The 7,089-nt window shown below is 34.4% G+C and carries 6 protein-coding genes and 1 tRNA gene; 5 read left to right on the top strand and 2 right to left on the bottom strand.

The window, feature by feature from the left end; all coding sequences use genetic code 11:
* Positions 1–237: 237 nt before the first annotated feature.
* Complete coding sequence (locus C7H19_RS14525) at positions 238–1,635, top strand: TniQ family protein (protein WP_106457603.1); 1,398 nt, start codon at positions 238–240, stop codon at positions 1,633–1,635.
* Between the two features lie 274 nt (positions 1,636–1,909).
* Positions 1,910–2,671, top strand: a complete 762-nt coding sequence (locus C7H19_RS14520) for a DUF5131 family protein (RefSeq protein ID WP_106457602.1) — start codon at positions 1,910–1,912, stop codon at positions 2,669–2,671.
* 39 nt (positions 2,672–2,710) lie between these two features.
* On the opposite strand, the gene tcmP is transcribed toward C7H19_RS14520, so the two are convergent.
* Complete coding sequence (gene tcmP, locus C7H19_RS14515; protein WP_106457601.1) at positions 2,711–3,997, bottom strand: three-Cys-motif partner protein TcmP; 1,287 nt, start codon at positions 3,995–3,997, stop codon at positions 2,711–2,713.
* Positions 3,998–4,559: 562 nt separating this feature from the next.
* Positions 4,560–4,633: transfer RNA gene (locus C7H19_RS14510), tRNA-Val, on the bottom strand.
* Between the two features lie 140 nt (positions 4,634–4,773).
* Here C7H19_RS14510 and C7H19_RS14505 point away from each other — a divergent pair.
* The 3 genes from C7H19_RS14505 (at position 4,774) to C7H19_RS14495 (ending at position 7,026) form a co-directional block, all read left to right on the top strand.
* Positions 4,774–5,277 carry a DNA recombination-mediator protein A gene (locus tag C7H19_RS14505; RefSeq protein ID WP_106457600.1) on the top strand — a complete coding sequence of 168 codons (504 nt, stop codon included), beginning with the start codon at positions 4,774–4,776 and terminating at the stop codon, positions 5,275–5,277.
* Position 5,278: 1 nt separating this feature from the next.
* The gene (locus C7H19_RS14500; RefSeq protein ID WP_106457599.1) at positions 5,279–5,686 is read left to right on the top strand and encodes an MAPEG family protein; all 408 of its coding nucleotides are present in this window, start codon (positions 5,279–5,281) and stop codon (positions 5,684–5,686) included.
* Positions 5,687–5,910: 224 nt separating this feature from the next.
* Positions 5,911–7,026 carry an RNA-guided endonuclease InsQ/TnpB family protein gene (locus C7H19_RS14495; RefSeq protein ID WP_106457609.1) on the top strand — a complete coding sequence of 372 codons (1,116 nt, stop codon included), beginning with the start codon at positions 5,911–5,913 and terminating at the stop codon, positions 7,024–7,026.
* Positions 7,027–7,089: the final 63 nt, after the last annotated feature.

Genomic DNA, 7,089 nt, shown 5'->3' with positions numbered 1-7,089 from the left:
GGTTAGCACTCGCGGTCATATAAACAATTAACGATGAGTAATATTACTCAGTATAACAGGTTTGCAGACACGCCCTAGATCTAGGTACTCTTCACTATCTATAACGTTAGACATCCTAAAAAATAAGTAATAAATTTTTGCAATTTTCATGAGAATAGAACTTTAGTATTACAATATAACTAAGAAAAAACTTTAAGTAACTAATTTTTAAGATTGTTTAACAAATAACTAATTTTTATGGATATAGACGTAACTCAAGTTCAACCTTACGCAAAAGACGAACTATGGAGTCCAGAAAAGTTCTTCATGCCTGAGCGAAGTCATTTACATCATTTAAAACCGATCGGTCTTGGAACTCCTATGGTAGAGTGTTTAACCAGCTATGTTACGCGGTTAGCTGATTCTCATGGGGTTTTTATCAGTATTTTACTATCACGAATAATTAATCCTCTTTTACAGCAATCTTTTGTTAAAAATTCTACAGGTCGAGATTTAAAACCTTTTTTTAATCGTTCTCATGCTCTAAATGGATACGGCACCATCGCTACTGATTTTGTTGAGGTTCTTAATCAATTAACTGTTCATAACAAATTACAGCTTTTAACATTGATTCCTTTTTCCAAGATTTTAGTTACAAAGGGATTACTACGCTCTCATAAAGCTTGGTGTCCTGAATGCTATCAAAACTGGAAACAAAATCAACAAGTCATTTATGACCCCTTACTATGGTCATTTAATGATGTCAAAGTTTGTTTAATACATCAACATCCTCTTAAATATAATTGTCCTCATTGTCATTATCAATTACCTTATTTAAGCTGGAAATCTGATTTAGGTTATTGCTCTCACTGTTATCAGTGGTTAGGCCTATCTTCTAAAGTAACTTCTTCTAATGTTCAAACGGTTAACCAAGAAAGATGGGTAGCCAACACTTTAGGAGAACTCTTAACTAATGCTCATCAATTATCTTCCAAGCTTACTCAGGAGCATATACAAAAATCTTTTATCAATGTAGTACATCAAGTCACTGAAGATAACATAGCTGCTTTTGCAGCATTACTCAAAATTCCTAAAAATACTTGTTGGGGCTGGTATTCAGGCCAAACTCGGCCTACTCTGTCTACTTTACTAAATATTTGCCATTGTCTTCAAATATCTTTATCTCATTTCTTAATGCAAGACTATCAACAATTGGCTTTGGCTAATGATCACAAAAAGTTAACATTTAAGCTTCAATATGCCAAAAACACAAGAACATCTCCCAAAAATTTTGATTTAGCTCATCTTGAAAATACTTTAACCATGATTTTGTCTCAATCACCTGATTCATTACCAACGCTTAAAGATATCGCTCAACAACTACAAGTTAATCGACGGGTTCTTTCGCGCCATTTTCCTGAATTATGTCATCAAATTGTGGACAAACGCCGTCATTATCAGCATCTTTGTCATATAGCTTCTATTGATAAATGTTGTCTTGAAATTAAAGAGGCTATTATTACACTCGGCAAATTAGGGGAATATCCAACAGAAGCTCGTGTATGTGAGCTTATTAGCAACCCTGGATATTTTCGCTATAAGAAAGTTCGGCTACTTTATAAAAAAGAAGTTCAATCTATTCTAAGTCGTTTGTAATAATTTAACAGTAAATTATTAATACAAATGTGTATAATTTTATCTCTTACAAGTTTAGATCTATTATTCTAAGCTGTGATACTTGGATTTTTAAATCGTATCGCGTGCCATGAATCTATTTTTAAAAGATAAGCGTTGAATTTAAGTTATAAATACATTTTTACTCTGGAAATTAATAATAACAAATAAAAATAATATTTTTTTTGATAATTATAAATAGAAATGATAAAATTAATACTACTATACTAAATCTACTAAAAGAGAGGAATTTGTAATGTCAAGCCCTCAAACAGGTATCGAATGGACAGATAAAACTTGGAATCCAACGACAGGTTGCGACAAAGTTAGTACAGGTTGTAAATATTGTTATGCGGAAGCAATTACAGAAAGATTTACACAAACTTTTCCTCAAGGATTCAAATTGACTTTACATCATAACAGACTTGATGAACCTAAACACTGGAGAAATCCAAGTAGAATTTTTGTTAATTCTATGAGTGATTTATTTCATGAGCAAATACCATTAGAGTTTCTTGAAAAAGTGTTTAATATAATGAATGAAACACCCTGGCATATCTATCAAATTTTGACGAAAAGACATGAACATTTACTTAAAATCGCCCCACAATTAAACTGGACAGATAATATATGGATGGGTGTATCTGTTGAGAATCAAAAGTATGTTTCTAGAGTGGACTATCTTCGACAAATACCAGCTAAAATACGTTTTCTCTCTTGTGAACCTCTATTAGGCTCATTAAAATTAGATCTGACTAATATTGATTGGATCATTGTTGGCGGAGAATCAGGACTAAAACATCGACCACTTCAGCAGGAATGGGTTGAAGATATATTGTATCAAGCACAAAAAGCAAATGTAGCTTTCTTCTTCAAGCAGTGGGGTGGCAAACATTCTAAAGCAGGTGGTCGCCTTCTAAACGGACAAACTTGGGATGAAATGCCCCCATCTTGGAAAAGACATTTACAGCAGTGGAAGGCAAATGACGTTAAGCAAAAACAACTCAGCCTTATTTAGCTTGTTTTTATTTAACAAGGGAATACAAAAGCTTTTTTATCAGAAAAGTCTAAGTTGTTTTGTTGATGGCTGTTTGATAAGGTCATTTTTTTGTAAATCTGGCTTTTTACCATTAAGTAGTTTATCATTTCTTATAACTTCAATATCTCCTTCCATTCTTAAAATATTAATAAGTTCTACATATTGTTTTCTATTAGCTGGATTGAGTTCCATAGTTCTTTCACATAAATTGAGAAAGGTAATTTCTTCCTGGCTATAAATTAAATTGGCTAATTGTTGATGAAGCTTTTTAATAGAATAATTATAATTATTTTCTGTAATATCAAATTCTAAAGATAATTGATTCTCTTCATAAAAATCAGTTGTTCTAAAAGTATATCCATAGATCTCAAAATGGTATTGATAAAATGAATTATTATTTTGCCAGAATGAATCTTTGATAACTTGTAATGCAGTTAAACTTTTAGAAAGATGAATAAGATAGTATAAAGGTCTAGTATCTCCTCTTGGAACCATAGAAAACGTAAATGCTTTCTTAAACTTACCTTTTTCTCGAAAAAGCCTCATAGACTCATTTCTTAAATAGCATTGTACCGAGGTACTGCCTAAATCTGTTATTTTTTTTAAATCGTAATAACCATCAGCTTCAAGAATATCACGGAAAGCTTTCTGAAGATTTGTATCTCGTTCTGTAATAAATCTAGCAATAAAATCAATCATGAATGTATAAAGAATTTCAGATTTAGTCAAACTATGTATTTTTCTAATACTCTCCATTGATACATCAGTCCAACCCCACGGATCGAGTAGAAAAAATGCATGACCTTTAAAAAGATCGGCCTTCAGTATGCAGAGATCGATTAATTCTTCAAACTCGCCCTGAATGAATTCACATTTTTCAGTTCTTGTTCCGAATTCATCTGTAAAAGTGTGAACGACTCCATCACATAATTCATCTAATCCGGCACGAGGCATAGCATGGTTTTTAAGATAATCCAAATGTTCTTTTTGATTATCTATAAAAATAAATTGAACATTAAGAGGATAATTTCTTCGAGATTTTTTATATCCTTCCCTGACTGCTTGTATGATTTTAACTGGAGAACCATACCACATATCTTTCTCTTGAGGATCTTTGTATAGTCCACCTCCACAAAATCCATCGATAAATGTAAAATTAGTTACTCCGTGTCTACTCTTTCCATATAGGGTATGAATGAGATTTACAACATAAGTCTCTATAATGTAATGTTTAGCTTTAGTGTGAGGCTCTGCTTCTGGTATGACACTTCCATCAGCACTCCAAGCAATATTTTGTCTCCTCATAACCTTTTTGACAAAAGTTCGGTAATTAACTGAGATAAGTATACAAGATATAGATAAACATTAATTTTAAAAACAGATTTTTCGTTTCAATAACTGACAACATCCGCTTTAATTCATTGAAATTCTGGACTTTTCTGATAATACACTGATACTATTCAACATTTCCTACTCAAGCTTTATATATTCTTTATAAAAAATATACTTATCTAAACCGCTTTAAGATTAAAGACTTAAGAGGTATATTACAGTAAGATTTCTATCTCTCAACAGCTTTGACTACTTTGTTTCTAGGCTACTTCAAGAATGTAAGGTGTTACATCAAGCTAAATGCAGACTGCGTATTAAACCATAGCTGTGTCGCATTCATTTTAGAACATAAGCCTGTCATCGTAGCAAAGTGACCTGTACATTCATTTCGGAGATAGTTGATAATGCACATTATTTTTCTCTTAAATTTTTAAAGCATAATCTTGCCGCTACATTTTTAAGGCATTACTTTGCCGCAACGGCAAAAACAAACTTTAAATTACACTCAATATTATAAATAGCTTATTTAATTTTATGGACGTAACTGGACTCGAACCAGTGACCCCGTCGATGTCAACGACGTACTCTAACCAACTGAGCTATACGTCCGCACAGATCATTAAATATAGCATACTTTTAAGAAAATGTACAACTTTGCGATACTTTTTCTATACTCATTTCCTAAAGACTACCGAGGTTTGCTAAAATAACGAACTGTTAATGACCCTACTTACGAAGCGTAAAAATCTTTGAGTCAATCCATCGAAACACTTAGTTTAGATACATTGTCGCAGGAACTCGCGGCGATTCAGCAGACGGGTTCTAAGCGTATTGCTTTACTTGGTTCGCGTCATGTTCCCATCACTCATCAGCAGTTGATTGAAATGATGACTTATGCTCTTGCATTAGGTGGTAATCGAGTCATGACTTCTGGTGCCACAGGAACAAATTCTGCCGTCATTAAAGGCGCGATGCGAGCAGATCCTAATCTTTTAACGGTTATCTTGCCCCAAAGTTTAGAAAGACAACCGAGAGAATCCCAAGATCAATTACGACAAGTTATTCATTTAATCGAAAGTCCAGAAAATGATGTTCTTTCTCTGGGGGAGGCGAGTTCAATTTGTAACCGCGAGATCGTTTCTCGTTGTCAGCAGTTAATCTGTTTTGCTTTTCATGACAGCAGCACACTTTTGCAAACTTGTCAAGAAGCAGAAGACCAAAGAAAATTAGTCACCTTATTTTACTTTGACTAAGATGAATTTATCAGTTAGTGCGATTCTGCTTTATTCTATATTGGCGGCTTTTATCCTTATCTATATTCCTTTTATGGTCGTAGGATACGCTCGGATGAAGATAGGATATGATACGTCGGCTCCTCGTGAAATGTTTGATAAACTACCCAATTATGCAAAGCGTGCAACTTGGGCGCATCAAAATGCTTTTGAAACGTTTATGCCTTTTGCAGCCGCAGCTATTTTAGCTTATGTAACAGGTGTTAACTCTAATTTAGCAGCCATTACCGCGATCGCCTTTGTAATTGCCCGTTCTTTCTACCCAGTGTTTTATATTGCTAATATTCCGATTCTCCGTTCTCTCATGTTTGGGATTGGTTCACTGAGTACTTTTACTCTATTTATTTTGAGTATCTTAAAAATTCAGTAACCCAGTTTTTGGCACACCAGATCCCCCGCATCAGGGGGTTGCTAACTAGCTACTAATTTACTAACAATCTTTGCTTTAGTCCCCTAATATAACTACGAAGTACATCCGTCATGGTTCTGTTAGTTTGCCCACAATACTTTTCTAAAATCTCCTTTTCTTTTTTTGGTAACTGGATTTCAAGTCTTTCCATTTCCGTAAATCTTTCGTAGAATAATTAGATGACTATTTTACTTGGATTCAAGACAGAAATCAAAGCCAATAATGTCCAGCGTACAGATTTTTTAAAGCACGCGGGTACGGCTCGTCATGCCTATAATTGGGGTTTGGGTTTAACAAAACAAATCCTTGACCATAATAAAGCCAATCCAAATGACAAGATTAAATTTCCAAGTGCGATTGACTTGCATAAATGGTTAGTAGCATTACTTAAGCCTGAAAATACTTGGTACTACGAGGTTTCTAAATGTCCTCCACAATATGCTCTTAGATATCTTAGAGAAGCTTGGGATAGATGCTTTAAGAAAATCTCTGGTGTACCTAAATTTAAGAAGAAAGGGAAACATGATTCTTTTACCCTTGATGGGTGTATCAAAGTAGAACCGAGACGAATAAAAGTACCTGTTATTGGTTGGTTAAAAACCTATGAAATGTTGCCCACTGGCTACACTCGGGGATCTGTCACCATTAGCCGTACTGCCGATAGATGGTTTATTAGTTTTAAGATACAGGTTGACCCACAAATTACCCCAAAAACAGTTGATGTCGTCGGGGTTGATTTAGGGGTTAAATCATTGGCTACACTCTCGACTGGTCAAACATTTGAGGGTGCTAAATCCTCTAAAAAATACTCAGCCAAATTGCAAGGGTTACAGTGGATTAATCGACATAAAGTTATCGGTTCAGCCAACTGGAAAAAAGCTCAAATCAAGATTGCTAGGCTTCATCAGAAGATAGTCAACATCCGTAAAGATACATTGCATAAAATCACTACATATCTAGCTAAGAACCACAGCGAGATAGTAATTGAGGATTTAAATGTGTCTGGCATGATGGCTAACCATAAATTGGCTAAAGCGATACAAGATATGGGATTTTACGAGTTCCGTAGACAGCTTGAGTACAAGTGCAAAATCTACGGTTCTACATTAACAGTTGTTAGTCGTTGGCTCCCATCGTCTAAGACTTGTTCTAGCTGTGGACATCTTTTAGAATCTCTTTCTTTAAGTGAAAGAATTTTTAGTTGTGAGTGTGGTTTAGTTATCGATAGAGACTATAACGCAAGCCTCAACTTAAAGAATATGGCGGTAAGTCATACCGTTTCAGCCTGTGGACTGGGTTAAGCCGACTTATCCAGATTGAAGCAGGAAAATTTCAGTTTGGAGCGTAAACTTTAGTAAATTATG

Origin of the sequence: Aphanothece hegewaldii CCALA 016 (assembly GCF_003007785.1) — a bacterium.
Taxonomy (GTDB): Bacteria; Cyanobacteriota; Cyanobacteriia; order Cyanobacteriales; family Microcystaceae; genus Chroococcus; species Chroococcus hegewaldii.
This window is presented reverse-complemented; position numbering and strand designations above follow the sequence as displayed.